The organism is Variovorax sp. F042, from assembly GCF_057814215.1.
Genome location: NZ_JBVASX010000001.1, coordinates 979,401 through 1,001,153 on the forward strand (window position 1 = coordinate 979,401; position 21,753 = coordinate 1,001,153).

21 protein-coding genes and 1 pseudogene are annotated in these 21,753 nt (G+C 65.3%); 15 read left to right on the top strand and 7 right to left on the bottom strand.

What is annotated here, in order from left to right:
• Positions 1 to 123 precede the first annotated feature (123 nt).
• From ACZYSP_RS04715 to ACZYSP_RS04740, 6 genes and pseudogenes are all read right to left on the bottom strand, one after another.
• Positions 124 to 675: a hypothetical protein gene (locus ACZYSP_RS04715; protein ID WP_143062551.1), complete on the bottom strand. Its 552-nt coding sequence runs from the start codon at positions 673 to 675 to the stop codon at positions 124 to 126.
• Position 676: 1 nt separating this feature from the next.
• The gene (locus ACZYSP_RS04720; RefSeq protein WP_489012985.1) at positions 677 to 2,476 is read right to left on the bottom strand and encodes a LysM peptidoglycan-binding domain-containing protein; all 1,800 of its coding nucleotides are present in this window, start codon (positions 2,474 to 2,476) and stop codon (positions 677 to 679) included.
• 383 nt (positions 2,477 to 2,859) lie between these two features.
• On the bottom strand, positions 2,860 to 3,783 hold the full coding sequence (locus ACZYSP_RS04725; protein WP_093055912.1) for a pirin family protein: 924 nt from the start codon (positions 3,781 to 3,783) through the stop codon (positions 2,860 to 2,862).
• Positions 3,784 to 3,813: 30 nt separating this feature from the next.
• Positions 3,814 to 4,365, bottom strand: coding sequence for a flavodoxin family protein (locus tag ACZYSP_RS04730; protein ID WP_489012988.1), 552 nt, complete (start codon positions 4,363 to 4,365; stop codon positions 3,814 to 3,816).
• Between the two features lie 34 nt (positions 4,366 to 4,399).
• Positions 4,400 to 4,867 (bottom strand): annotated as a pseudogene (locus ACZYSP_RS04735) (DoxX family protein); the annotation flags it as partial.
• 34 nt (positions 4,868 to 4,901) lie between these two features.
• The gene (locus ACZYSP_RS04740; RefSeq protein WP_489012990.1) at positions 4,902 to 5,603 is read right to left on the bottom strand and encodes a pirin family protein; all 702 of its coding nucleotides are present in this window, start codon (positions 5,601 to 5,603) and stop codon (positions 4,902 to 4,904) included.
• Between the two features lie 160 nt (positions 5,604 to 5,763).
• Here ACZYSP_RS04740 and ACZYSP_RS04745 point away from each other — a divergent pair, with 160 nt between their 5' ends.
• The 5 genes from ACZYSP_RS04745 (at position 5,764) to ACZYSP_RS04765 (ending at position 10,968) form a co-directional block, all read left to right on the top strand.
• Positions 5,764 to 6,717, top strand: a complete 954-nt coding sequence (locus ACZYSP_RS04745) for a LysR family transcriptional regulator (RefSeq protein WP_093176006.1) — start codon at positions 5,764 to 5,766, stop codon at positions 6,715 to 6,717.
• 130 nt (positions 6,718 to 6,847) lie between these two features.
• Positions 6,848 to 7,951, top strand: coding sequence for an NAD(P)/FAD-dependent oxidoreductase (locus ACZYSP_RS04750; RefSeq protein WP_093073629.1), 1,104 nt, complete (start codon positions 6,848 to 6,850; stop codon positions 7,949 to 7,951).
• A 7-nt stretch (positions 7,952 to 7,958) separates the two neighbouring features.
• On the top strand, positions 7,959 to 8,921 hold the full coding sequence (gluQRS, locus tag ACZYSP_RS04755; RefSeq protein WP_093073627.1) for a tRNA glutamyl-Q(34) synthetase GluQRS: 963 nt from the start codon (positions 7,959 to 7,961) through the stop codon (positions 8,919 to 8,921).
• On the top strand, positions 8,918 to 9,688 hold the full coding sequence (trmB, locus tag ACZYSP_RS04760) for a tRNA (guanosine(46)-N7)-methyltransferase TrmB (protein ID WP_093073625.1): 771 nt from the start codon (positions 8,918 to 8,920) through the stop codon (positions 9,686 to 9,688). The genes gluQRS and trmB overlap by 4 nt, the downstream gene beginning before the upstream one ends.
• Before the next feature lie 113 nt (positions 9,689 to 9,801).
• Positions 9,802 to 10,968, top strand: a complete 1,167-nt coding sequence (locus ACZYSP_RS04765) for an ABC transporter substrate-binding protein (protein WP_093073623.1) — start codon at positions 9,802 to 9,804, stop codon at positions 10,966 to 10,968.
• A gap of 15 nt (positions 10,969 to 10,983) precedes the next feature.
• Here the strand turns inward: ACZYSP_RS04765 and ACZYSP_RS04770 are convergent, their stop codons facing one another.
• Positions 10,984 to 11,706 carry a Crp/Fnr family transcriptional regulator gene (locus ACZYSP_RS04770; RefSeq protein ID WP_093075123.1) on the bottom strand — a complete coding sequence of 241 codons (723 nt, stop codon included), beginning with the start codon at positions 11,704 to 11,706 and terminating at the stop codon, positions 10,984 to 10,986.
• 120 nt (positions 11,707 to 11,826) lie between these two features.
• Between ACZYSP_RS04770 and ACZYSP_RS04775 the strand changes: the two genes are divergently transcribed.
• The 10 genes from ACZYSP_RS04775 to ACZYSP_RS04820 all read left to right on the top strand — a co-directional run bounded on the left by ACZYSP_RS04775 (position 11,827) and on the right by ACZYSP_RS04820 (position 21,691).
• A complete protein-coding gene (locus ACZYSP_RS04775) occupies positions 11,827 to 12,417 on the top strand; it encodes an HD domain-containing protein (RefSeq protein WP_093073621.1) in 591 nt (196 codons plus the stop codon).
• Positions 12,418 to 12,435: 18 nt separating this feature from the next.
• Positions 12,436 to 13,203 carry a class II aldolase/adducin family protein gene (locus ACZYSP_RS04780; protein ID WP_093055891.1) on the top strand — a complete coding sequence of 256 codons (768 nt, stop codon included), beginning with the start codon at positions 12,436 to 12,438 and terminating at the stop codon, positions 13,201 to 13,203.
• A 107-nt stretch (positions 13,204 to 13,310) separates the two neighbouring features.
• The gene (locus ACZYSP_RS04785; protein ID WP_093073620.1) at positions 13,311 to 14,189 is read left to right on the top strand and encodes a bile acid:sodium symporter family protein; all 879 of its coding nucleotides are present in this window, start codon (positions 13,311 to 13,313) and stop codon (positions 14,187 to 14,189) included.
• 7 nt (positions 14,190 to 14,196) lie between these two features.
• Positions 14,197 to 15,123 (top strand): LysR family transcriptional regulator, encoded by a 927-nt coding sequence (locus tag ACZYSP_RS04790; protein ID WP_093055887.1) that lies wholly within the window; start codon positions 14,197 to 14,199, stop codon positions 15,121 to 15,123.
• Between the two features lie 77 nt (positions 15,124 to 15,200).
• Entirely contained in the window at positions 15,201 to 16,628 is a 1,428-nt protein-coding gene (tcuA, locus tag ACZYSP_RS04795) for an FAD-dependent tricarballylate dehydrogenase TcuA (protein WP_354336336.1), read from the top strand.
• Positions 16,612 to 17,841 carry a tricarballylate utilization 4Fe-4S protein TcuB gene (gene tcuB / locus ACZYSP_RS04800; RefSeq protein WP_093073616.1) on the top strand — a complete coding sequence of 410 codons (1,230 nt, stop codon included), beginning with the start codon at positions 16,612 to 16,614 and terminating at the stop codon, positions 17,839 to 17,841. Before tcuA ends, tcuB begins: the two co-directional genes overlap by 17 nt.
• A gap of 29 nt (positions 17,842 to 17,870) precedes the next feature.
• The gene (locus tag ACZYSP_RS04805) at positions 17,871 to 18,659 is read left to right on the top strand and encodes a class II aldolase/adducin family protein (RefSeq protein ID WP_093055881.1); all 789 of its coding nucleotides are present in this window, start codon (positions 17,871 to 17,873) and stop codon (positions 18,657 to 18,659) included.
• Between the two features lie 32 nt (positions 18,660 to 18,691).
• Positions 18,692 to 19,675: a Bug family tripartite tricarboxylate transporter substrate binding protein gene (locus ACZYSP_RS04810; protein WP_093055879.1), complete on the top strand. Its 984-nt coding sequence runs from the start codon at positions 18,692 to 18,694 to the stop codon at positions 19,673 to 19,675.
• Positions 19,672 to 20,649, top strand: coding sequence for a D-2-hydroxyacid dehydrogenase (locus ACZYSP_RS04815; RefSeq protein WP_093073615.1), 978 nt, complete (start codon positions 19,672 to 19,674; stop codon positions 20,647 to 20,649). Before ACZYSP_RS04810 ends, ACZYSP_RS04815 begins: the two co-directional genes overlap by 4 nt.
• A 52-nt stretch (positions 20,650 to 20,701) precedes the next feature.
• Positions 20,702 to 21,691, top strand: coding sequence for a tripartite tricarboxylate transporter substrate binding protein (locus ACZYSP_RS04820; RefSeq protein ID WP_093073613.1), 990 nt, complete (start codon positions 20,702 to 20,704; stop codon positions 21,689 to 21,691).
• Positions 21,692 to 21,753 lie beyond the last annotated feature (62 nt).

Consider the following 21,753-nt stretch of genomic DNA (forward strand, 5'->3'; position numbering starts at 1 on the left):
GGAAATCCAATAGGAGGAAATCCAGACCGCAATGCCCCGCACGAGCGGGGCATTTTTCATTGGGGCGGACGTTGCCTTAAGCGGTGTAGTCGCACTGCGTCCCACGCGGGGTCGACTCCCGATTCATGGACGTCGTGTGATGGGGGGCAAGAGTGCACAAAACGCGGCCTCGATATCCGCGGCCTCCGGCAGGGAGCGGTCCGCCTCAAACGTCACCGTTTCGATTTTTCTTTTACCGGTTGTCAAGCTCATCATCCGGGCATTTCCTCGATTTGCATAAATGATGACTCCATCCAGTCCGAGTGAATTCATCATCCCATCATCTTTATAATTTTTCAATGCCAAATTCAGACTCCTCATTTGACTCGAACTCTTCTTTAGAAAAACATCATCAATCAAATCATCAGTGATGAGCCTGGGCCGCTTCTCCATATATAACAGAGGCCCTCTCAGCCATTGCCCATCACAATCGGTTGATTTTTTATTGGCGAAATTTTTTATTATTTTGTCAATTCTTTTTCCGCCGGAAGATTTATCAAGATTCACCCACACAACATAAGGACCATTTGCCGCCCCAGCCGTAGCCGCAGAGGGTATAAAAAGCAGAAGGAACACGCCGGCAAGCAATCGACACCAGTCCACCGATTTTTCGACAAGATTTCGATATTTTTTCATGCTACGTGGTCCTTGGAGAGTTATTTTTGTCAATCTCCACTCCTTCGATTCCCATTTCCTTGTTTATCTCGGCCGCATCAGCTTGTTCGATTCCCGGACTGGAAAGATCTTTTTTTGCTTGCTCGTAATAAGCGACTGGAACAAAAAAATTCAAACGATTAGGCCGGCCTTTTATTTTGACGATCTTCCCATCCTTTCTTTTTTCTTCGTGCGGTTCAACTGGATCGATCCTAAAAGGAGAGAAATTTATCTGATCTCCTTGATTGCCGCCCAGCAATATCAAATTTTTGGATCCGCTTTTAGCATAGACAAAGCCCACATGGCTTCCATGTCCGGTCTTGCTATTCTTGACCATGGCAATAGCTCCATATATTGGCTCTTCCAGCTCGACAAATAAAGGGTTTCTGATTTTCAATCTCTCATTCATTTCATAAAACCCGTGCGCGCGCCCCATTGTGGCCTTGCGGTCCGCATAGCCCGCATTTTCAATAGGGTAGTTCGCCTTTGACAAGCACCAGTTCACAAAAGCCGCGCACCAAGCCCGATCGGACATGGATATTGAACCGTCCTTGATTTCTGCGTGATAGTTGATCTCTTTTTCTATCAGTTGCTCCACTTTTCCACGCCTGAGTTTGGCTTCCGCAATGGCAATTGGCATCCAAGGGGCTCGCCCCGGCATCGGATTTATAAGAGCCAAAACTTTACCTGCTCCCTCTTTGGATCGCACTGAGTCCGACGGCTCTGTGCTGGAAGGAATCGGGGGTATCAAAGGAGGAGCGGGACGTGGGGCCTGAGTTGCTCCTGTCAGGCTGGATTTCGACGGCCGCGCGCCGCCGGTTGACCTTTCCTCCCCGCCCCCGTGAATCAGCAGTACTTCACCGGGAAAAATCTTGTCGCCAAGTCGATTGTTTTCAGCCTTGATTTTGGCAATGGTGGTTCGATAAAATTTTGAAATTTTCCCCAGATTGTCTCCAGGCTGAACTACATAGCGCATTGGTCTTTTGATTTCTGTTTTGGAATTATTTATCTTTTCAGAGCCCGCCACGCCTTTCCATTTTCTGGTTCTCGACAAGAGATTGAAGTCCCTTCCTGTTTCGCCCTGAATCTCTCCAATTTTCACCACTTCATTGGTCTTTGGGTTGACCACTTTGACATGCACTGCTGATTTGTCCGCAGGATGAATCACTGGAGGAAAGCGCCCCGTCACATCGGATTTTATTCTTTCCTCCTTGCCACCCATCTCTATTATTATTTCCGTATCCTTCAGAGGCTGGATGCCATTGGTTGCATTGATCCGGCTTACTTCAACCCAGGTTTCCTTTCGAGTTTCCGGTTTGGCGTGATAGCCCTCTATTTCTGCGATGCCATTCATTATTTTGATCAACTCGGCATCACTGCAGTCACGAATCTTCTTATCTCCCGGAATACTGCTGATTTTCAGCAGATCATCTATATATTTTTGAGTATTGTTTTCTTTCTTGGGTGCGTAAGCAGGAATTGCCTCCGAAATTGTCCGGTCTCCGTGCATTCTCTTCAAATTCGCCTTCAACTCCATGCGTCCGGTCTCCTCATCTGGAAAGATAAGAAATGTTCTCCCGGATCTAGTTGTAGCGAAGCCCACATAGCCTTTGGCTTTTTTCGGAGAAGGTATTCCATCCACCATCCGAGCAGTCAGATCTCCCGGATTATTGATTCGCCAGGGCAACGTTCCGCCGTGCCTGAGCAAATGCCGGCCGTCTTCACAAATAAATTCGGCGACCTCGATGTTCGGATGGTAAGTCGCTGAAATCAGTTTTGCCATACTCACTTCTTCCGTTTAAAAATCCAATTCAAATAATCCGGCCCTCATATTCCAAGAGGAAATGATCGATGCCAAAATTTTTTCAGATCACACGTACTTTGAGCGCGCGCATATGAATGCCGCCGAAGTTGTTCGGCAGGGTCAGCGAGGAGCTGGAGCTGAGCGAGTGATCGTTTCGTCAGTCTGGGGCGTGCGGGCCCAGCACCATTGCAAACAATGGTTGCCCGCCGTCAGGCGGCAGACAAAGCCGACGAGAGTGCGAAGTAGTTTGCAGCCGCCGCAATGAGAAATGCCCACCGGGCAAACGCCCGGCAGGCATATATCTCGGGCGTCATCCGTACTGCTCGCGCAACTAGCGTCACGCCGACGCAGTGCAGCTCGCTTTAAACCGGCGTGGTGCCCGTATCGGGTTCGCGCACGCCAAAGGGCTTGCCGGGCAGCGGAATGAATTCGGTCTCGCCGGGCACGTGGCCCATGCGCTGGGCGGCCCAATCGGAGCCGGCCTCGAGGATGCGCTCGCGCCGGCTCGATACGAAGTTCCAGGTGATGTAGCGCGGGCCGTCGAGCGGCTCGCCGCCGATCACCATCAGGCGTGCGGCGGCGCTCGCCGTGAGCACCGCGCCTTGCCCGTCGGGCAGCACGGCCATGGTGTGCGCTTCGACCGGCTCGCCATTCACGCTGACATCGGCATCGACTGCGTAGATGGCCAGCTCGGATGCGAGCGCAGGCAATTCGAAGCGCCCGCCTGCAGGCAAGGCGATGTCGAGGTACACGGTCTGCGAAAGCGTCTTGACCGGCGAGCGGGCGCCGAAGGCTTCGCCCACCAGCACGCGCACCGCCACGCCCTGCTCCACTAGCTCAGGAATCGCATCGGCCGGCGTGTGCTCGAAGCTGGGTTCGGTTTCTTCATGCGCCTGCGGCAGCGCGGCCCACAGCTGCAGGCCGTGGTTCACGTAGGTGTCGGCCTTGAGGCGATCGGGCTTGCGCTCGGAGTGCACGATGCCCTTGCCGGCGGTCATCCAGTTGATGGCGCCGGGAAGAATCTCCTGCACGCTGCCCAGGCTGTCGCGATGCATCATCGCGCCCTTGAAGAGGTACGTGACCGTCGAGAGGCCGATGTGCGGATGCGGCCGCACGTCGTGCTCGCTGCCCGGCTGCTCGGTGGCCGGGCCGAAATGGTCGAAGAACACGAAGGGGCCGACCGAGCGGCGCTGCGCCGCGGGCAGCAGGCGCCGCACCTTGAAGCCACCGCCGAGGTCCTTGTCGTGCGGCTTGAGCAGTTGGGTCTCGGGGGCGGTGTCGGTCATCGTGTTCTCCGTGGGGTGGCGGGTTGCCGGTTATTCGCGCAATCTTGCCACTGTGGCAATGCGTTCGCCGAATGCCCGGGCGGTGTCGAAGTCGCCTTTCAGCATTTCGGCCGGGCTCGCATCGGACGGCGATTGCGTCAGCAGGCCGCCGTAGCCGCCCACGTAGTTCATCGAGTCGCGCGTGGCGGCCTTGCTGTTGCTCGGCAGGATGCCCATGCTGACCCAGATGCCGCTGTGCTGCATCGCGAGCGTCCACAGGTAGGTCATGGTCGTGACCTTGTCGCCGTTCATGGTGGCGCTGTTGGTGAAGCCGGCGAAGAGCTTGTCCTTCCAGCCCTGCGTGTACCAGACCTTCGACGACGCATCGGCGAACTTCTTGAACTGCCAGCTCACGCCGCCCATGTAGGTCGGCGAGCCGAAGACGATGGCGTCGGCCTCGGCCAGCAGCTCCCAGCCGCCTTCGGGCAGGTTGCCGTCCGCGTCGATGGCGAGCAGCTGGGCGCCCGCGCCGTCCGCCACGGTTTGCGCCACGCGCTGGGTGTGGCCGTAGCCGGAATGGAAGACGACGACGATGTTTGCCATGTTTGGGTGCTCCTGAGTGGGTGAGGTGTTGCGATCAGCGCTTGTCGATGCTGAAGCGGCCGGCACCGAAGCCTGCGAGGGCAAGCAGGCCGCCTGCAATGGCGATGTTCTTGTTGAAGTTGATCTGCTGCATCATTTTCATGGCGTCGGGTGCGGACCAGTACTTGTGGAAGAACAGCGCGGTCGCCACGGTGAAGATTGCCATCACGATCGCGGTCCAGCGCGTCTTGAAACCCAGCAGCAGCGCGATGCCGAGACCCAGCTCGACGATGATCGCAATGGCCGCACCCACTTCGGGCAGCGGCAGGCCGACGGACGTGATGTAGCCAACGGTGCCGCCGAAGCCCATGAGCTTGCCGATGCCGGCGGGAATGAACAGGTAGGCGATCAGGATGCGGCCGATCAGGGCCAGCGTGTCTTGTGCCGAATTGGGTGCAGTGGTTGTAGTTGCCATGATTGAAAAACTCCTCGGTTGTTGAAATTGAAAAGGGAAAAGGAAAAAGAGAAGCCGGGCGGCAAGCGCCCGGCAAGGGGGATCAGGCGGCCAGGTCGAACACCAGCACTTCGGCGTCCTTGCCGGCGCCCAGCGTCAGTTGCGATTCGCCTTCCAGCATCGCGGCGTCACCGCCCACGAGCTTCTGGCCGTTCACTTCGAGCTCACCGCGCACCAGGTGCACGTAGCTCTTGCGCTTCGGGTCGAGAGCCAGGCTGGCTTTTTCTTCGCCATCGAGCAGGCCGGCAAACAGGCGCGCATCGGCATGCACCGTCACCGAGCCACCGGTGCCGTCGGGCGAGGCCACGAGGCGCAGCTTGCCGCGCTTCTCGGCGTCGCTGAACTTCTTCTGCTCGTAGCCGGGCTCGATGCCGCGCACGTTCGGCTGGATCCAGATCTGCAGGAAGTGCGTGGTCTCGTCGGCCTTGTGGTTGAACTCGCTGTGCATCACGCCGCGGCCCGCGCTCATGCGCTGCACGTCGCCGGGTGGAATGCTTTCCACGTTGCCCATGCTGTCCTTGTGCGCCAGCTCGCCCGAAAGCACGTAGCTGATGATCTCCATGTCCTTGTGGCCGTGGGTGCCGAAACCGGCGCCCGCCGCCACGCGGTCTTCGTTGATCACCCGCAGGTTGCCGAAGCCCATGTGCTCCGGGTCGTAATAGTTGGCGAAAGAAAAGCTGTGGAACGAGCGCAGCCAGCCATGGTCGGCATAACCGCGTTCCTGTGATTTACGGACTTGCAACATCGTCGAACTCCTTCGGCCCTGCCCTGTGGGGGTGTGCGGGCCTTTTTCGTATGCCGCGCCGGATGCGCAGCGGATGTAAAGAACTTTAGGTCCACACCCCATTCGGAAAGACGCCGCAGTTTGATGGCACCATTCAAATAATTTGATCAATGGAGCCGCCATGCCCAGCCCCCGTGACGTGCTGACCCCCGACGCCCTCTCCATGCTCCAGACCGTGGCCAGCACCGGCAGCTTTGCCGCCGCCGCCCGCGCCCTCGACCTCGTGCCCAGCGCGCTGAGCTACCGGGTGCGCCAGATCGAGGACGCGCTCGACGTGCTGCTGTTCGACCGCAGCGCCCGCCAGGCCAAGGTGACCGAGGCCGGCGCCGAGCTGCTGCGCGAGGCCGACCGGCTGCTCAACGAGATCGACGCAGTGGCCAACCGCGTAAAGCGTGTGGCCACCGGCTGGGAGCCGATGCTGACCATCGCGGTCGACAGCGTGATCGCGCGCGACCCGCTGCTCGACCTGGCCACAGCCTTCTTCGCGCTGGAGCCGCCCACGCGGCTCAAGCTGCGCGACGAGACGCTGCTGGGCACCATCGAGGCGCTGACCAGCGGCGAGGCCGACCTGGCCATCGGCGCGGTGCTCGATGCCGCGAGCCTGGCACTCACCGCCACGGGCATCCGTACCCGGCCGATCGGCGAGCTGCGCTTCGTCTATGCGGTGGCGCCCCACCATCCGCTGGCGCGCCTGGCCCAGCCGCTGAGCGACGCGGTGATGCGGCAGCACCGCGCGGTGGCCGCGGCCGATTCGGCGCGGCACGGACCAAGCATGACGGTGAACCTCATGGGCGGGCAGGACGTGCTCACCGTGCCGAGCATGCAGGCCAAGATCGCGGCGCAATTGCACGGACTGGGTGGCGGCTTTCTGCCTGAGCCGATGGCGCGGCCCTACATCGAGGCCGGGCATCTGGTCGAGCTGAAGACCGAGCGCATGCCGCCAATGGGAACGATGCATTGCGCATGGCGCGTGCGCAGCGCGGGCAAGCCGGGGCGGGCGCTCGAATGGTGGCTGGCGCAGTTCGAGCATGAAGGCACGCGGCGTGCGCTGCTCGAGCGGCATCGGGGTCGATGAGGGGTTGACGAGTATTGCCGAGGATTCGCGCAGCGCCGCTAAGGGTGTGTCCTCAGGCGAAGCGGCTCTCGGACCGATGTAGAGTGCAGACACATCCAACCGCATTCCATCCAGAAGAAAAGAGTTCGTCATGAGCACTCGCGCAACTGCAAAGAAGCCGGCCAAGGCCGCCGACCGTCACCGAACCCCGGCCACCCCGCGCGCGCCGCGCAATTTCGCCGTCATCGGCGCCGGCATCGCCGGGGTGGCTTGTGCACGAACGCTGGTGCAGGCCGGCCACAAGGTCACGCTGTTCGAACGCGAGGCCACAGCCGGCGGGCGCATGGCGAGCATCGACACCGCCTTCGGCCGCTTCGACAGCGGCGCGCAATACTTCACCGTGCGCGACCCGCGCTTTGCGCTGGCGCTCGAAAGCACGCCCGGCCTGTGCAAGCGCTGGAGCGCCAACCTCGTGCGCGTGCTCGACGCCCACGGCCGCGTGGCCGAGGCGGCCCTGCCCTCGCTCGAGCCCCACTGGGTGGCGCAGCCCGGCATGGACGCGCTGGCCGCCCACTGGGCCAAGCCGCTGGGCGACAGCCTCATTACCGGCACGCAGGTCACGCAGATCGAGCCCGATGCGCTCGATGCGAAGCGCTGGCAACTGCGCACCGCGGGCGCCGACGATTCGCAACACGTGTATTCCGGCTTCGACGCCGTGCTGCTCGCCGTGCCGCCCGCACGCACCCGCGCGCTGCTGGGCGACGGCAAGCTCTCGGCCACGCTCAGCCGCAAGATCGAGCCCGTGCGCATCGCGCCCTGCTGGACGCTGATGGTCGCCTACCCCCAGGCCAACCAGCCCACCATGTCGCACCTTGGCCCGCAATGGAATGCAGCCCGCAGCACCCACCACCGCGTGGCGTGGCTGGCGCGCGAATCGTCCAAGCCCGGCCGCGAGCCCATCGAGCGCTGGACGCTGCAGGCCAGCGCCACGTGGTCGCAAGAGCACCTGCGCGACACGCCCGCGCGCGTCGAAGCCAAGCTGCTGCGCGCCTTCGCCGAGATCACCGGCATCCATGCCACGCCCGCGCACGCCCAGGCCCTGTGCTGGAACGAAGCGCAGACGCAGGTGCCCGTGGGCACGACGCACCTCTGGGACAGCAAGGCCCGCATCGGCGTGGCCGGCGACTGGTGCACCGGCCACCGCGTCGAAGACGCTTTCCTCTCGGGCCTGTCGCTCGCGCTCGACGTCATCTGATCGGGAGATGAGGGAGACCGGCCGCTTCGCGCCCTCGCCCACCGGCCCGCTGCATGCGGGCTCGCTGGTGGCCGCGCTCGCGAGCTGGCTCGACGTGCGCGCCCGCGGTCCGCAGGCGCGCTGGCTGATCCGTATCGAAGACGCCGACACCGAGCGCTGCCTGCCCTACATGGGCGAACACATCCTCCAGCAACTGGCCGACTGCGGCCTGCTGCCCGACGAAACCCCGGTGTGGCAGACGCAGCGCACCGCGCGCTACGAAGCCGCGCTGGCCCGGCTGCAGGCGCGCGGCCTCGCCTACCCCTGCGGCTGCTCGCGCAAGGACATCAACGAAGCCCTCGCGCGACTCGGCCAACGGCACGAGCGCCACGGCGAGCGCGTCTACCCCGGCACCTGCCGCGATGGGCTGCACGGCAAGCCCGCGCGGGCCTGGCGCTTCGCCACCGAAAAGTTCGAGGCCGACCGGCCGCCCACGCCGGGCGTGCCCTGGGATGAAGCGGCCGATTCCGGCACGGGCAGCGAACTCTGCTGGACCGACCGCCGCCTCGGCCGCCAGTACCAGAACGTGAGCCGTGAGGTCGGCGATTTCGTGCTGCGCCGCGCCGACGGCCCCTGGGCCTATCAGCTCGCCGTGGTGGTCGACGATGCCGAACAGGGCGTGACCGACGTGGTCCGCGGCGAAGACCTCACCGACAACACCGCCCGCCAGATCCTGCTGCAGCGCGCGCTGGGCTTTTCCACGCCCAGCTACCTGCATACGCCGCTGGTGCGCGGCGCCGACGGCGACAAGCTGTCGAAGCAGAACGGCGCAACATCCATCGACACAGGCTCCCCCGCCGCCGCGCTGGCCGCGCTCGACAGCGCCGCGCGCGTGCTCGGATTGCGGCGCACCACGGGCGCCAACTGCGCGGACGCCCTGGCCGGTTGGGTGCCCGAATGGCGCGCTCTCTACAATTCGCGGCCTCCATGAACTTTCCCGACACCGTGCCCAACGACATCCCGCGCAGCGAAGATGCGCCCACTCCAGACGCCAGCGACGAAGAAGAAGCGGCCAAGCCGCACCCGCTGCACCGCCGCCTCAAGAGCTTCGTCAAGCGCGCCGGCCGCACCACCGAAGGCCAGGCACGCGCCTTCTCCGAACTGGGCCCGCTGTTTCTCGTGCCCTACAAGCCCGAACCGCTCGACCTGACTGCGGCCTTCGGCGGCCGCGCCGGCCCGACCGTGCTGGAAATCGGCTTCGGCATGGGCGAGGCCACGGCGCACATCGCGACCGTGCTGCCCGAAACCAATTTCTTCTGCTGCGAAGTGCACGAACCCGGCGTGGGCGCGCTGCTCAAGCGCATCGGCGAGCAGTCGCTGTCGAACATCCGCATCTGCGCGCACGACGCGGTCGACGTGCTCGACCACATGCTGCAGCCCGGCACACTTGCCGGCGTGCATGTGTTCTTTCCCGACCCGTGGCACAAGAAGCGCCACAACAAGCGCCGCCTGATCCAGCCCGAGTTCGTGACCAAGCTGGCGCAGCACTTGCGCCCCGGCGGTTACATCCATTGCGCCACCGACTGGCAGCCCTACGCCGAGCAGATGCTCGAAGTGCTTGCGGCCGAGCCGCTGCTGCGCAACACCGCCGAGGGCTACGCGCCCAAGCCCGAATACCGCCCGCTCACCAAGTTCGAGAACCGCGGCATCAAGCTGGGGCATGGGGTGTGGGACCTGGTGTTCGAACGCGCCGCCTGAACGGCCTCGGCCCTTCCCGGGCCCTCTCATCAGGGAATTCCGCCCCGGCACCCGACTTCCCCCCCGGCCCCGTTATTGCTACACTTTTTTACTAATGTGAAAGAAGGTGTCCAATGAACCCATCTCGCAGGGAATGGTTGAGCAAGGCGGCGTGGGGCGCACTGGCGCTGGGAAGCGGCATCGTCCGACCGGTCATGGCCCAGTCCACGCGCGCGGCGGGCGGCACACCGCGTGTCGTGCTGCTCGGGCAATCGGTGCCTCTCACCGGCAGTGCCTACGAAATAGGCACCGCCTTCGCCGCCGGCAGCCGCCTCGCGGTGAGCGACTTCAACGACAAGAACGCCGCCACCGGCCTGCAGCTGAAGCTGCTTCAGCTCGACGACGGCTACGACGCGGCCCGCGCCGCCGCCAACGCGCGCACCCTGCTCACCACCAACAAGGCCGACATGCTCTTCGGCTTCGTCGGCACGGCCAGCAGCGAGGCCGGCGCGAACGTCGCCACGCAGCAGGGCAGCCTGCTGTTCGCGCCCTTCGCGGCCTCCGACACGCTGCGCGGCGCCGAACACCCCAACGTGTTCCATGTGCGGCCCGGCATGATCGACGAGGCCCTGAAGATCGTGAAGCAGTGCGCCACCGTGGGGCAGACCCGCATCGCGCTGGTGGGCGACGACGACGCCATGGGCCGCGCCGGCCTGGCGGCCGTCGAGCAGGCCATCACCGAGCTCAGGCTCACACCGCTGGTCGCGAGCGCGCTGGTGCCGCCCACCGGCAACAAGCTCGATGCAGCACTGAAGACCGTGCAGCAGCAATCGCCCCAGGCCATCGTGCTGGTGTCGCTCTCGGGCACCACGGCCAACGCCATCCGCGCGCTGCGCAAGAGCGGTTACTCGGGCAGCTTCATGGCTTTTTCCATCGTCGGCATCGACCCGCTCTACGCCACGCTGGGCAAGGACATCGGCGGCATCGTGATCTCGCAGGTGGTGCCGTCGCCGCGGCCCTCGGCCATTCCCATCGTCAAGGAATACCTCGCGGCCGTGGACAACTCCGACCAGACCGCGTCATACGAGGGCCTCGAGGGTTTCATCGCGGCCAAGGCGGCCGGCGAAGCGGTGCGCCGCGCCGGCCGCGGCTTCAACACCGCGAGCCTGCAGCGCGTGATGTCGGGCATGACCGACTACGACGTGGGCGGCTTCCGCATCAACCTGCGCCCGGGCCTGCGCGACAGCGTGCGCAACATCGACCTGATCAGCATCTCCGCCGACGGCCGGGTCTTGCGCTGACGGCAGCAGGCGACCCTAGCCCGTGCTTACCAGCTTCTGCAGCGCATCGAGCGACAGCAGCTCGATGCGCCCGTAGCCCAGCGCGACCACGCCCTCGCCCGCCAACGCATTGAGCTCCTTCGACAGCGTCTGCCGCGTCACGCCCAGCATCATCGCCAGCGCTTCCTGCGGCAGTTGCAGCTCGTGCCGCAGGTGCACCGACTGCGTGGCATCGCCGCGCGCCAGCACCAGCAGCCGATGCGCCACGCGGGCGCGCAGGCTGCGCAGCGTGGCATCTTCGGTCAACCCGTAGAGCATGCGCACGCGCGCCGCCAGCATCGCGGCGATGGCGTTGGAAAAGACCACATCGCGCATCAGCTGCCCGAAGGCCTCGGGTGGCACCATCAGCAGGTCGAGCGCCTCGAGCGCGGTGGCGTCGTGCGTGCGCGGCGAGCCGTCGATCAGCGTGATCTCGCCGAACCAGTTGCCGGGCTCCAGCACCGCGAGGATGGCCTCGCGCCCGTCCTGGCGCAGCGATGAAATCTTGATGGTGCCCGCCACCAACCCGTAGAAGCCGCCGCCCGCCGCGTGAATGGGATCGCCCTGGCGAAACACCATTGCGCCGCGCCGCACGTGGTGGAGTTCGGCCGCGCCCAGCAGCGCCTCGCGCTGGGCGCGCGGCATGCTCATGAACCACGGATTGCCCTCCAGCGCGGCGCGGTGCGCAGCGGAAAGACGCGGTCTAGAGGAGGCAGCCATGGGCATGAACCGCTGCGAGGCGGGGGTTTACCAGAACCCCACATTGTCAAATTCTTGACAGTTCAAGGTCAAGCGCAGGCATACAGTGGCCGGCACCCCACAAGAACGGAGACCCCAGCGATGAACGCACGCGCAAGTTTCAAGAGCATGCAGGAAAGCACGCGCGAAGACTGGCAACTGATCGGCGGCGAATTCATGCAGTTCACGACCGGCCTGCCGGCGCGCGTGATCAAGCACCTGCAGATTCTCGAAGGCGACTACGGCGGCTTTCCGGTCGACCGCTACACCCACTCGCTGCAGACCGCCACCCGCGCCCTGCGCGACGGCCGCGACGAGGAGTACGTGGTGTGCGCGCTGCTGCACGACATCGGCGACACGCTGGGCAGCTTCAACCACCCCGACATCGCCGCCGCCATCCTCAAGCCCTTCGTGAGCGAAGCCAACCACTGGATGGTGCAGAACCACGGCATCTTCCAGGGCCACTACTTCTTTCACCACATCGGCCTGGACCGCGACATGCGCGACAACTTCAAGGACCACCCGCACTACGAGCGCACGGCCGAGTTCTGCGCGCTCTACGACAACCCCGCCTTCGACCCCAAGGCCGAGACGCTGCCCATCAGCGAGTTCGAGCCCATGCTGCGCCGCGTGATGGCGCAGCCGAAGCAGAGCATCTACAAGGCCGCGCTGACCGAACCCGCGGCCGCCTGACATCGACAAGAGGAAACCATGAACGCCTTCTCCCAACCCGAAATCCAGAAGCTCGTCTCCGCCGAGGAGTGGCAGCTTCGCGTCGACCTCGCCGCCTGCTACCGCCTGGTAGCGCTCTACGGCTGGAGCGACCTCGTGTTCACGCACATCAGCGCGCGCATTCCCGGCCCCGAGCACCACTTCCTGATCAACCCCTACGGCCTGATGTTCGACGAGATCACCGCGTCGAGCCTGGTCAAGGTCGACCAGCAGTGCAACAAGATCATCGACTCGCCCTACCCCGTGAACCCGGCGGGCTTCGTCATTCACAGCGCGGTGCATGCCGCGCGCGAAGACATCCAGTGCGTGCTGCACACCCACACCAAGGCCGGCATCGCCGTCAGCGCGCAGAAGAACGGCGTGCTGCCCATCAGCCAGCAATCGACCTTCGTGCTGGCCTCGCTGGCCTATCACGACTACGAAGGCGTGGCCTTCCGCGACGACGAAAAGCCGCGCCTGCAGGCCGACATGGGCAGCGCCAACTTCCTCATGCTGCGCAACCACGGCCTGCTGACCTGCGGCAAGACCATTGCCGACGCCTTTCTTTCGATGTACACCTTCGAGAACACCTGCCAGATCCAGATTGCGGCGCAATCGGGCGGCAGCGAACTCACGCAAGTCAACCCGAAGATCGTCGAGGGCGTAGGCCAGGCGATGAAGGTGCAGACCGGTGGCCTGGGCGGCCAGTTCGTCTGGCCCTCGCTGATCCGCAAGCTCGACCGCATCGACGACAGCTACAAACAATAAGACAGCGTCGACCCCGGTTTCCACGGCTGCCAGCGCCTGCACGACAGGTGCTGGCGGCTATTTTTTTACGCATCAAAACTACAAGAACCACCGAGGAGACAAACCCAATGGACGCCACCGTCATCGTTACCCGCTTCCTGTTCGGCGCGCTCGCGCTTGTGATGTTCGGGCTCGGGCTTTCGCTTTCGCTCGCCGACTTCAGGCGCCTCTTCAAGCACCCGAAGGCCGTGACCATCGCGCTCGTGCTGCAGGTCATCGGCCTGCCGCTGGCTTGCTACGCGATCATCGTGGGCTTCGGCCTGTCGCCCGTGTTCGCGGTCGGGCTGATGCTGCTCGCGGCCTCGCCCGGCGGCATCTCGGCCAACCTGTTCTCGCACCTGTTCGGCGGCAACGTGGCGATGAACATCTCGCTCACGGCCGTGAACACGCTGCTGTCCATCGTCACGCTGCCGCTCATCGCGAACTGGGCCATCGGGCACTTCGCTCAAGGCGGCCAGGTGGTGCCGCTGCAGACGCGCAAGCTGGTGGAGGTGATCGCCATCGTGCTGGTGCCGGTGGCCATCGGCATGTTCGTGGCCTCGCGCAGCCCCGGCTTCGCGGCGCGCATGGAAAAGCCGACCAAGATCTTCAGCGGCGTCGTGCTCGCGGTGGTGACGGTGCTCGCCATCGCCAACGAGTGGAAGACCATGGCCGCCACCTTCGCCGAGATCGGTGTGCCGGTGCTGCTGTTCAATCTCGTGAGCCTGCTCGCGGGCTACTACCTGAGCCGCGCCGCGGGCCTCGACAAGCCGCTGGCCACCGCCATCAGCTACGAGATCGGCATCCACAACTCCACGCTCGCGATCTTCATCGCGGTGAGCGTGCTCGGCAGCTTCCAGCTCGCGCTGCCGGCGGCCATCTACTCGGTGGTGATGTACATCACCGCGCCGCTGTTCGGCTGGCTGCTGTTGCGCCGGCCCGCACCGGCCGCCGTGCCTGCGCGATGATCGGGCGATGGAACTCCGGCAACTGCGCTACTTCGTCAAGGTCTGCGAGCTTCGCAGCATGGGCCGCGCGGCGGTCGAGCTGGGCGTCGTCACCTCGGCGCTGAGCCAGCAGATCAGCCGGCTCGAAAGCGAGTTGTCCACCCGGCTGCTGCAGCGCAGCTCGACCGGCGTTGCGCCCACCGATGCGGGCGTGGCCTTTCTCCACCAGGCCCAGCTCACGCTGCGCCATGCCGACGACGCGGTGCGCGCCGCGCAGCAGGCGCGGCTCTCGGGCCACGTGAGCGTGGGCCTGGCACCCACCACCGCCACGGTGCTCGGCGTGCCGCTGATGCGCGCCATGCGCGAGCGCTACCCCGAGGTGCGGCTGCACATGGTCGAAGCGCTGTCCGGTCACCTCACGACCATGTTGCAGGCGCGGCAGCTCGACCTGGCCGTGCTGTTCCAGACCGACACGCCGCGGCGCTGGAGCGTGACCCCGCTGCTGGCCGAGAAGCTCTTCGTCATTGCATCCCCCACGCTGCCGCAGCGCCCCACCGGTGCCCGCGTGCGCCTGTCGCAACTGGCCGAACTGCCGCTGATACTGCCCAGCGGCAGCCATGGCCTGCGCGCCACGCTGATGGCGGCCTTCGCCCGGGCGCGCATCGCGCCGCGCATCGTGGCCGAGGTCGACGGCCTCGCGCTGCTGATGGATGCGGTGCGCGCGGGACACGGCGCCACCATCCAACCCGGCGCCGCTACCGCACGGCACGACCGCGACGACCTGCAGCTCACGCAGATCGCCGACGCGCACGTGGGCCGCCGCAACCTGCTCGTGAGCCTGTCGGACGACGAGCTCTCTCCCGCCGCGCTGGCCACCCGCGTGGTGATGGCCGACACGGCGCGCGCCCTGGTGCGCGATGGCAGTTGGACAGGAGCAAGTCTTCTCGAAAACTGAACACCCGTTGCCCGGATCGGCCTTTCGCCTGAAGGCCGGCGTGCCTAGAGTCTCCCGTATTCCAAGGAGACCCACGAGTGATAGATGTTCTGGTTGTCGGTGGCGGCAATGCCGCGCTGTGCGCCGCCCTGATGGCACGCGAGGCCGGCGCCTCGGTGCTGCTGCTCGAAGCCTCGCCCAAGGCATGGCGCGGCGGCAACTCGCAGCACACGCGCAACCTGCGCTGCATGCACGACGCCCCGCAGGACGTGCTGATCGAGGCCTACTCTGAAGAGGAATACTGGCAAGACCTGCTGAAGGTGACCGGCGGCCTCACCGACGAGCATCTGGCGCGCCTGGTGATTCGCGCCTCGTCGAATTGCCGCGACTGGATGCGCAGCCACGGCGTGCACTTTCAGCCGCCGCTGTCGGGCGCGCTGCACGTGGCGCGCACCAACGCCTTCTTCATGGGTGGCGGCAAGGCGCTGGTGAACGCCTATTTCCGCAGCGCCGAACGGCTGGGCGTGCAGATTCGCTACGACACGCCCGTGGCCTCGGTCGAACTCGATGGCGACCGCTTCATGGCCGTGCGCACCGAAGCCGGCGAGCGCATCGCCGCAAGAAGCTGCGTGCTGGCCGCCGGCGGCTTCGAGTCGAACCGCGAGTGGCTGCGCGAGGCCTGGGGCCGGAACGAGCGCGGCGAGTGGCCGGCCGACAACTTCCTGATCCGCGGCACGCGCTTCAACCAGGGCGTGCTGCTGAAGCACATGATCGCCGCGGGCGCAGACAGCATCGGCGATCCGTCGCAGGGCCACATGGTGGCCATCGACGCGCGCGCACCGCTGTACGACGGCGGCATCTGCACGCGCATCGACTGCGTGTCGCTCGGCGTGGTCGTCAACCGCGAGGCGAAGCGCTTCTACGACGAGGGCGAAGATTTCTGGCCCAAGCGCTACGCCATCTGGGGCCGGCTCGTCGCGCAGCAGCCGGGGCAGATTGCCTGGTCGGTCATCGACCAGAAAGCGGTCGGGCGCTTCATGCCGCCGGTGTTCCCCGGCACGCAGGCCAACACGCTCGGCGAACTGGCACGCAAGATCGGCCTCGACGAAGCCACCTTCGTGCGCACGGTGGAGGACTACAACACCGCCTGCCATGTGGGCCGCTTCGACCACACCGCGCTCGACGACTGCCACACCGAAGGCCTCGCGCCAGCCAAGACGCACTGGGCGCGCCCCATCGACACAGCGCCCTTCTACGCCTACCCCGTGCGCCCCGGCATCACCTTCACCTACCTCGGCCTGAAGGTGGACGAAACAGCAGCCGTGCGCTTCGGCGGCCGGGCCAGCCCCAACCTGTTCGTGGCCGGCGAAATGATGGCCGGCAACGTGCTCGGCAAAGGCTACACGGCGGGCGTCGGCATGAGCATCGGCACGGCCTTCGGGCGCATTGCCGGCACGCAGGCCGCGAACGCGGCAAAGAACCTTTCGAAGAAATCCCCGGAGACCGCCCTTGCAGCAGCTCACTGATCTCGTCGCACGCGCCCGTGCGGATGCCGACGGCATCGGTGGCGGTGCCACGTCGCGCGTGATCCCGATACAGCCCGCCCTTCCGTTGACAGCGAGCGAAGGCGAAGTCGCCCGCATCCTGCAGATCTGCAACGCCTGCCGCTACTGCGAAGGCTTCTGCGCCGTGTTCCCGGCCATGACGCGCCGGCTCGAATTCGGCAAGGCCGACACGCACTACCTCGCCAACCTGTGCCACAACTGCGGCGCCTGCCTGCACGCCTGCCAATACGCGCCGCCGCACGAGTTCGCGGTGAACGTGCCGCAGGCGATGGCGCAGGTGCGCATGCAGACGTATCACGACTACGCCTGGCCGCCTGCAATGGGTGCGCTCTACCAGCGCGCGGGCCTCACGGTTGCGCTCGCTCTGGCCGGTGGGCTCGCGCTCTTCCTGGTGCTGGCAGTGGCGATGTCGGGCTCGCTGCTGCACGAGCCGCTCGCGGGCAATTTCTACGCGATCTTTCCGCACAACTTTCTCGCGCTGGTGTTCGGCGCGGTGTTTCTCTTCGTGATGTTCGCGCTGGCCATGGGCGTGCGGCGCTTCTGGCGCGAGGTATCGCCGTCGCGCGACAACGTGCCTGCCGAAGTGACCGGCGTACGCAACGCAGCCAGCGCCGAGGCCGCGCAAGACGCGCTGCGCCTGAAGTACCTGGGCGGCGGCCACGGCGAAGGCTGCAACAACGAAGACGACCGCTTCACCCTGTGGCGCCGGCGTTTCCACCACTTCACCTTCTACGGCTTCATGCTGTGCTTCGCGTCGACCTGCGTGGCCACGCTGTACCACTACCTGTTCAGCCTGCATGCGCCCTATGCGCTCACCAGCCTGCCCGTGCTGCTGGGCACCGCGGGCGGCATCGGCCTGGTGGTGGGCCCGGTCGGACTGCTGTGGCTGAACCTGCGGCGCGACCCGGCGCACGGCGACGCGGCGCAGCGCCCCATGGACCGCGGTTTCATCGCCCTGCTGCTGCTCACCAGCATCACCGGCCTTGCGCTGCTGGCGTGGCGCGACACGCCCTTCATGGCATTGCTGCTGGCGGTGCACCTGGGCGTGGTGATGGCGCTGTTTCTCACCCTGCCCTACGGCAAGTTCGCGCACGGCATCTTCCGCTCGGCCGCCTTGCTGAAGTTCGCCATCGAGAAGCGCCTGCCCAACCGCCTGCAGCTTGGCGCCGACTGAATGAACCCCATGCATCCGAACGAAACCCCATGACACAACCCGGCGTACTCCAGATTCCCTCCATGAAGGGCCGATGCTCCGATGCCGAATGGCAGGCCCGCATCGACCTCGCGGCCTGCTACCGGCTGGTGGACCTCTATGGCATGTCCGACATGATGGCCAACCACATCTCCTCGCACGTGCCGGGCGAGAAAGGCGCCTTCCTCATCAACCCCTACGGAATGATGTACGAGGAGATCACCGCCTCCAGCCTCATCAAGGTCGACCAGGACGGCAACATCCTCTCGAAGCCCGACTTCGGCGAGCTGGACTACGGCATCAACAAGGCCGGCTACGTGATCCACAGCGCCGTGCACGCGGCACGGCCCGACGTGGCCTGCGTGATCCACACGCACAGCTGGGCGTCGATGGCGGTGTCGTCGCTCGAATGCGGCCTGCTGCCGCTCACGCAAACCGCCATGCGATTCCTGAAGATCGGCTACCACGACTACCAGGGCGTGGTGCTGAACACCGAGGAGCAGGCCTCGCTGCTGGCCGACCTGGGCGACCGCGAGGCCGTGATCTTCCGCAACCACGGCGCGCTGGTGGTGGGCCGCAGCGTGGGCGAAGCCTTCAACTGGATGCACCGGCTCGAGCTGGCCTGCCGCGCGCAGATCGGTGCGATGTCTTGCAACACGCTGCTAAGGGCCGTGCCGCAGCAAGTGCTGGAGGAAACCTGGAACAACTACCAGCCCGGCACGCGCCGACCCTACGGCCTCATGGAATGGCCTGCGCTGCTGCGCAAGCTCGACCGGATGGACCCGGGCTTTCGCGACTGAACACCAGACCGACTACCCACGAGAACACAACAATGACACGAGACAAGCCTTCTTCCCGCTTCTTGCAAAAGCTCTTCTGCGCCACGGCACTGCTGGCCGCCGGCCTCAACGCCACCGCACAGACGGCCTACCCGAGCAAGCCCGTGCGCGTGGTCGTCGCCTTCACAGCCGGCGGCACCACCGACATCCTCGCGCGCGCCGTCACGCAGCACATGTCGGAAAAACTCAAGCAGTCCTTCATCATCGACAACAAGCCCGGTGGCGGCGGCAACATCGGCACCGAATTCGTGGTGCGTGCACCGGCCGACGGCTACACGCTGATCGTCAATTCGGTCGGCCCGATGGCCGTCAACCAGACGCTCTACAAGAACCTGCCCTACGACCCACTCACCGACCTTGTGCCGGTGGTGCAGATCGCCGACGTGCCCAACGTGCTGGTGGTGAACCCCGAGGTGCCCGCGAAGACGCTGGAGGAATTCATCGCCTACGCCAAGGCCAACCCCAACAAGCTGAACTACGGCTCCACCGGCGTCGGCACCTCGTCGCACCTGTCGAGCTACATGCTCAGCAAGCGCATCGGGGCCGAGACGCTGCACGTGCCCTACAAGGGCGCTAACGCGCTCAACGACCTGCTCGCGGGCCGCGTGCAATTCATGTTCGCCACCATTCCATCGGTCATCGCGCACATCAAGGCGGGCAAGCTCCGGGCCATTGCGGTGAGCAGCCAGAAGCGCTCGCGCTCGCTGCCCGACGTACCGACCGTGGCCGAGAAGGGCTTCCCCGATTTCTCCGCCGGCTCGTGGTTCGGCTTCTTCGCGCCCAAGGGCACGCCAGCCCCGGTGATCGCGCTGCTCAACAAGTCGGTGAACGAGGCGCTGCCCTCGCTCGAGGCGCAGATGATCCGCGAGGGCGCCGACCCGGTGGGCGGCACACCCGAGCAGTTCGGCAAGTTCACGCGCCAGGAGTACGAGAAGTGGAAGGCGATCGTGCGCGAATCGGGTGCGACGGCCGAATGAGCTCGCCGCTGCGCATCCTGATGACGCCGCAAGCCGCGGCGCAGACGGCGCCCGGCCTGCCCGCGGCGCTCGGCGACCGCACCCACGTGGTGGTGAACCCGGGCGACGACGCCGACGTAGCTTTTGTCTCGCGCGACGTCACCGGCCTGTCGACCAAGCACGAGGTGCTGCCGCACACGCAGGCCTTTCACGACGCAATGCGCCACGCGCCCTCGCTGCGCTGGGTGCACGCGCATTCCGCGGGCGCCGACCGGCCGGTGTACGGCGAGCTGCGGGCGCGCGGCGTGGAGGTTACGACCTCGTCGGGCGCCAACGCCGGCGTGGTCGTGCAGACCGCGCTGGCAGGCGTGCTGATGCTGGCGCGGCAGTTTCCACAGCTGCTGGCCGCGCAACGCGCACGCACTTGGTCGCCGCTCATGGGCAGTGGCCTGCCGCGTGATCTTGCGGGGCAGACGGCAGTGGTCGTCGGCTGGGGGCCGATCGGGCAAGGCCTCGGTGCGCTGCTCGCGGCGCTCGGGCTTCGTGTCGTGTCCGTGCGCGGGAGCGAGGCCTCGGCCGCCGCGCCAGCCCACCAGAGTGTGAGCTACGAACAGCTGCACACAGTGCTGCCGAAGGCGGACTGGCTGCTGCTGGCCTGCCCGCTGAGCGATCGCACGCGCGGCCTCATCGATTCGGCGGTGCTGGCGCGCATGCCCGCCGGTGCGCGGCTCGTGAACGTCTCTCGCGGCGAAGTGATCGACGAGCCGGCGCTCATCGATGCATTGCGCAGCGGCGCGCTGGCCGGTGCGTATCTCGACGTGTTCGCGCACGAGCCCCTGCCGGCCGACTCGCCGCTATGGAGCCTGCCGAACGTGATCGTCACGCCCCACAGCGCCGGCCATTCGGACGGCAATGAGGCCCGCGTGGCAGCGATCTTTCTCGACAACCTGCGGCGCTGGGTACGCAACCAGCCGCTGCTGAACCGCGTGGCGTGAAGCGCGCGCTCTTTTCAATAGCCAATAACAACGACGCCACGACATCCAGACCATGAAATCCTCCCTCCCGCACCCCTCGACTTTTCTGCGCACCTGCATGGCCGCCCTGCTGCTGGCCACCGCCGCGGCGTCTTCCAGCGCGGCCGATTGGCCCGCCAAGCCCATCACCCTCGTCGTGCCCTTCGTGGCGGGCGGCACTACCGACATCGTCGCGCGCACCGTGGGCCAGAAGCTGTCGGAAGCGCTCAAGCAGCCGGTCATCATCGACAACCGCGGCGGTGCGGGCGGCACTGTAGGCGCGGCCATCGCGTCGAAGGCGCCGGCCGATGGCTACACGCTGTTCATGGCCACCATCGCACATTCGATCGCGCCGGGCCTCTACAAGCGCCTGCCCTACGACTTCCAGCGCGACTTCGATCCGGTGGCGCTGGTGGCATCCACGCCCAACGTGCTGATCGTGAACGAGAAGGTGCCCGTGAAATCGGTGGCCGAACTCGTCGCCTACATCAAGGCCAACCCGGGCAAGGTCAACTACGGCTCGGCGGGCAACGGCAGCACGGAGCACATCTCGGGCGAGCTGTTTCGTTCAATGACGAAGACCGACATCGTGCACGTGCCCTACAAGGGCGGCGCGCCGATGATGGCCGACCTGATGGGCGGGCAGATCCAGATGGCCATCGAAACCAGCCCCTCGGCCGCACCGCACATCCGCGCCGGCAAGGTGCAGGCGCTGGCCGTGACCACGAAGACACGTTCGCCCGCCTACCCCGGCGTACCCACGCTCGACGAGGCCGGCCTCAAGGGCTACGACATGACCACCTGGTTCGCGCTCATGGCACCGCACGGCACGCCGCCCGAACTGGTGCAGCGCCTGAACACCGAGGTGTCGCGCGTGCTGCAGCAGTCTGACGTGGTGAAACGCTTCGAGGAACAGGGCGTGACGGGCGGCAGCATGAAGCCGGCCGAGCTCGCAACCTTCATCGGCAGCGAGACGACGAAATGGGTGAAGGTAGCGAAGGATTCGGGCGCCACCGCAGAGTAAGCACGGCCCCGGCTATCGGAGAAGACCTACGGCCAGCGCGGAAACCCGCCGAGAGGGCATGG

Excerpts from the sequence above, each read along its gene's own strand:
- ACZYSP_RS04715 (WP_143062551.1), bottom strand. The coding sequence starts at position 675 with ATGAAAAAATATCGAAATCTTGTCGAAAAATCGGTGGACTGGTGTCGA.
- ACZYSP_RS04720 (WP_489012985.1), bottom strand. The coding sequence starts at position 2,476 with ATGGCAAAACTGATTTCAGCGACTTACCATCCGAACATCGAGGTCGCC.
- ACZYSP_RS04725 (WP_093055912.1), bottom strand. The coding sequence starts at position 3,783 with ATGACCGACACCGCCCCCGAGACCCAACTGCTCAAGCCGCACGACAAG.
- ACZYSP_RS04730 (WP_489012988.1), bottom strand. The coding sequence starts at position 4,365 with ATGGCAAACATCGTCGTCGTCTTCCATTCCGGCTACGGCCACACCCAG.
- ACZYSP_RS04740 (WP_489012990.1), bottom strand. The coding sequence starts at position 5,603 with ATGTTGCAAGTCCGTAAATCACAGGAACGCGGTTATGCCGACCATGGC.
- ACZYSP_RS04745 (WP_093176006.1), top strand. The coding sequence starts at position 5,764 with ATGCCCAGCCCCCGTGACGTGCTGACCCCCGACGCCCTCTCCATGCTC.
- ACZYSP_RS04750 (WP_093073629.1), top strand. The coding sequence starts at position 6,848 with ATGAGCACTCGCGCAACTGCAAAGAAGCCGGCCAAGGCCGCCGACCGT.
- gluQRS (WP_093073627.1), top strand. The coding sequence starts at position 7,959 with ATGAGGGAGACCGGCCGCTTCGCGCCCTCGCCCACCGGCCCGCTGCAT.
- trmB (WP_093073625.1), top strand. The coding sequence starts at position 8,918 with ATGAACTTTCCCGACACCGTGCCCAACGACATCCCGCGCAGCGAAGAT.
- ACZYSP_RS04765 (WP_093073623.1), top strand. The coding sequence starts at position 9,802 with ATGAACCCATCTCGCAGGGAATGGTTGAGCAAGGCGGCGTGGGGCGCA.
- ACZYSP_RS04770 (WP_093075123.1), bottom strand. The coding sequence starts at position 11,706 with ATGGCTGCCTCCTCTAGACCGCGTCTTTCCGCTGCGCACCGCGCCGCG.
- ACZYSP_RS04775 (WP_093073621.1), top strand. The coding sequence starts at position 11,827 with ATGAACGCACGCGCAAGTTTCAAGAGCATGCAGGAAAGCACGCGCGAA.
- ACZYSP_RS04780 (WP_093055891.1), top strand. The coding sequence starts at position 12,436 with ATGAACGCCTTCTCCCAACCCGAAATCCAGAAGCTCGTCTCCGCCGAG.
- ACZYSP_RS04785 (WP_093073620.1), top strand. The coding sequence starts at position 13,311 with ATGGACGCCACCGTCATCGTTACCCGCTTCCTGTTCGGCGCGCTCGCG.
- ACZYSP_RS04790 (WP_093055887.1), top strand. The coding sequence starts at position 14,197 with ATGGAACTCCGGCAACTGCGCTACTTCGTCAAGGTCTGCGAGCTTCGC.
- ACZYSP_RS04805 (WP_093055881.1), top strand. The coding sequence starts at position 17,871 with ATGACACAACCCGGCGTACTCCAGATTCCCTCCATGAAGGGCCGATGC.
- ACZYSP_RS04810 (WP_093055879.1), top strand. The coding sequence starts at position 18,692 with ATGACACGAGACAAGCCTTCTTCCCGCTTCTTGCAAAAGCTCTTCTGC.
- ACZYSP_RS04815 (WP_093073615.1), top strand. The coding sequence starts at position 19,672 with ATGAGCTCGCCGCTGCGCATCCTGATGACGCCGCAAGCCGCGGCGCAG.
- ACZYSP_RS04820 (WP_093073613.1), top strand. The coding sequence starts at position 20,702 with ATGAAATCCTCCCTCCCGCACCCCTCGACTTTTCTGCGCACCTGCATG.